The organism is Autumnicola edwardsiae, from assembly GCF_031846505.1.
GTDB classification, from domain to species: Bacteria; Bacteroidota; Bacteroidia; order Flavobacteriales; family Flavobacteriaceae; genus Autumnicola; species Autumnicola edwardsiae.
This window is the reverse complement of the sequence record NZ_JAVRHP010000175.1, coordinates 1-3,411: the sequence shown is the minus strand read 5'-3', so window position 1 is coordinate 3,411 and position 3,411 is coordinate 1. Positions and strand designations below refer to the sequence as shown.

General features: G+C 40.8%; 4 protein-coding genes and 1 pseudogene. All 5 read left to right on the top strand.

What is annotated here, in order from left to right:
- Positions 1 to 111 precede the first annotated feature (111 nt).
- On the top strand, positions 112 to 303 hold the full coding sequence (locus tag RM529_RS16550) for an SHOCT domain-containing protein (RefSeq protein WP_041250021.1): 192 nt from the start codon (positions 112 to 114) through the stop codon (positions 301 to 303).
- Between the two features lie 58 nt (positions 304 to 361).
- On the top strand, positions 362 to 1,123 hold the full coding sequence (locus tag RM529_RS16545) for an AlbA family DNA-binding domain-containing protein (protein ID WP_150545108.1): 762 nt from the start codon (positions 362 to 364) through the stop codon (positions 1,121 to 1,123).
- Between the two features lie 24 nt (positions 1,124 to 1,147).
- Complete coding sequence (locus RM529_RS16540) at positions 1,148 to 1,279, top strand: hypothetical protein (protein WP_258539130.1); 132 nt, start codon at positions 1,148 to 1,150, stop codon at positions 1,277 to 1,279.
- Between the two features lie 39 nt (positions 1,280 to 1,318).
- Positions 1,319 to 1,402: pseudogene (locus RM529_RS18185) on the top strand (SpoIIAA family protein); the annotation flags it as partial.
- A 12-nt stretch (positions 1,403 to 1,414) separates the two neighbouring features.
- The coding region (locus tag RM529_RS16535) for a heavy metal translocating P-type ATPase (RefSeq protein ID WP_311485843.1) at positions 1,415 to 3,411 on the top strand (1,997 nt) is incomplete at its 3' end.

The window sequence follows — 3,411 nt, the reverse complement described above, 5'->3', positions numbered from 1 at the left end:
AGCCCTGAAGAAAAAGATTTGGCCAAGGAATGGATGGAGAAAGGAAATCATTAAAAAAGTTAAATAAATTTAAACAGAAAGATTATGATGGACGACTGATATTTTGGGGGAATGCACTGGATATGGTGGGGGCTTTGGATAATCCTTATCTTTTGGATATTCTTAATTCCTTATCCCACCCCGGGACAAAACAGACGGAAGGATAAGGCTATGGAAGCCCTGAGAGATCGATACGCCCGGGACGAGATAAGCGATGAGGAATTTGAACAAAAGAAGAAAGTCCTTCAGGATAAGAAGAAGTAGTTATAAGGCCACAGGTATCGAAGGCGATGGCACCTATGGCATATAAAAGAAGGTAAAAATGAAAAAACGGAAAGTATTTGTTTTTATATTCATTGGATTAGCCCTTGGCTTATTTATAATACAGCCCCTGGCTATTTCACTCCACATGTATGACATGCAGGGAGATAATGGCGAATGGTGGAAATACCTGCTTGCTTCATATCAGCAGGAATTTAGAGTATGGGATTTGGATCAAGCCATAATCAAATTGCTATTTGGACTGCTGGGCATTGCCTTGTCGCTTATGTTTATGGTCAGGCAAAGAATATTTCAATTGACCGGAAGAAGAGATAAGCTGGAGGAGATCAGAGAGCTGATTGCGGCAGGAGAAAACCAGCAAGTAGAATTTAAATCTACCTTGAGATGGGATTTGAGGCAGTTTAAACCGAATAAGGCTTTGGAAGACGTAATAGCAAAAACAATTGCCGGGTTTATGAACACCCAAGGAGGGCATTTAATTATCGGAATTGATGATGAAGGTAGTATTCTGGGGCTGGAACAGGATTATGGTACTTTAAAAAAACCTGGCAAGGACGGGTTTGAGCAATATATAATGCAATTGGTGTCCCTCAAGTTGGGTACCCATTTTTGCACTTTGGTTAAAGTGTCTTTTCACCAATTTGAAGAAAAGGATATCTGTTATGTAAGGGTTCATAAATCACAAAAACCTGTGTATTTGAATTTGAGTGACCGTTCGCATTTCTTTATCAGAACCGGGAATGGTACCCGTGAGTTGGATATGCCTGAGGCTCTGGAGTATTTGGAGATACACTTAAATTAATATAGACCCTATAAAATTGAAAAAATGATACAGGTATTGGACATAGAAAAAGAAAACTTGATTGCCGCTAAAGTCAATGGTAAAATCACAAAGAAGGATATAGAAAAAATCCATCCGCTCATCCACAACATCATCGGTAAATATCATAAGGTGTAAAATGGCATTTGTAGGCGAAAAAAATAGCAGGAATGGGTCGCTAAAGCTACTGATTTCTTTACTGGTTCAGAAGTCAAATATTTTGACCTTCAGGATAAAGAACAAGCAAAAAACTGGATATAAATAACTAAGGATATGAAAAAACTAAAAATCAAAATTCCCGTAATCCTTCCACAGGTGCCAAATGAAAAAGACACTTGTGTGCAAAGGCTCATTGAAGAATTAGAAGCCAAAGAAGGTCTTGATAAAGTGCATATAAAAGACGATCAGGAAGATACGGTGCCACAATTGTGCTTTCATTACGATCCGGATATAATTTCTATTGACAGCATTCAATCATTGGCAGAAAGAACCGGGGCTGAAATTACCGCGAAATATGGACATTTGCTTATAGAGGTTGAGGGGATTAGGCATACCCGGCATGCAAGGACTTTAGAAAAGAGTCTGCTGAATATCAAAGGCGTTTTGGAAGCTTCCGCCAATGCCGGAGGAATGATCCGTTTAGAATATGATAAACGGGAAACAAGTTTTGATGAGATAACTACAAAGCTCGAAAAAGAAAACCTACAAGTTAAAAAAAGCTCCTCTGCTGAGAATAAGGGCTTTAAATCTGCCGAAAAGAATCCTCAAAATTTAAATAAAGAAAAGGTAAGGGATATAGAAGAACAAAAGCATAAAGATACTGATCTCCAGAATCATAGAGAAGCGGATAGCCACGGGGCCGGGGAAGAACATTCCCACGCCCACGGAGGTATTTTTGGGAAAAACACCGAACTTATTTTTGCTATTATTTGTGGTGCTCTTTTGGGTATTGGTTTTGGTTTGTCCTACGTAACATCAATACCGGAATGGGTCAGCTTATCCCTATACATAGGTGCCTACTTTTTTGGAGGTTACTTTACAGCAAAAGAAGCCATACAGACCGTAGCCAAAGGTGGATTTGAAATTGATTTTCTCATGTTGGTCGCAGCTATAGGAGCAGCTATTCTTGGGGAATGGGCTGAAGGAGCTTTGTTATTATTTCTCTTTAGCCTGGGGCATGCCTTGGAGCATTATGCAATGAACAAAGCACGAAAATCTATAGCTGCACTGGCAGAACTGGCGCCAAAAACAGCTTTGGTTAAGAAAAATGGTAAAACGGAAGAAGTTGGTATCGAAAAACTCAATATTGGGGATATCATTGTGGTGAAACCAAATAGTAAAATATCTGCAGATGGCGTAGTGGTAGATGGGCAGAGTAGTGTTAACCAGGCTCCAATAACCGGGGAGAGTGTACCGGTAGATAAAGTTCCCGTAGAAGATGTTGAGAAGGATTACTCAGAGGTAGATGATATTAAAGATGAAAACCGCGTTTTTGCCGGAACGATCAATGGGAACAATACTTTGGAGATTAAAGTTATCAAAGCAGCCAAAGATTCAACGCTTTCCCGATTGGTGAAACTGGTTAACGAAGCTCAGACTCAAAAATCGCCTACCCAGTTGCTCACCGATAAATTTGAAAAATATTTTGTGCCGTCCGTCCTTATTTTGGTCGGGATTCTTTTGTTTGCTTTTTTAGTTATTGACGAACCCTTTAGCGCCAGCTTTTACAGGGCGATGGCCGTATTAGTAGCTGCAAGTCCCTGTGCGTTGGCAATCTCGACCCCAAGTGCTGTATTAAGTGGAGTGGCCAGAGCTGCCCGTGGCGGGGTATTAATTAAAGGAGGGCGCCCTCTGGAGGACCTGGGGGTTATTACCGCCCTAGCCTTTGATAAAACCGGAACTCTAACGGAAGGAAAGCCAAAACTTACCCAAGTGGTGCCACTTGGGGATATTTCAGACAATGAACTTCTCAAAATAGCAGTAGCCGTGGAAGGTCTTAGTGATCACCCCCTGGCCAAAGCTGTAGTTCGTGATGGAAAAGAGCGTCTGGAAGGCGAGGAAATCCCAAATGCCTCTAATTTAGAGGCAGTTCTGGGTAAAGGGATTAAAGCATCATTTGGCAATGATAAAATCTATATAGGTAACCTCGACCTGTACGAAGGGCTTGATGAGAGTACACCTTCCGAAAAAATAGCTACGAAAGTGCGTGGTCTTGAAGGTGGTGGAAATACAACAATGCTTATACGAAAAAATGAAGAATATATAGGCAT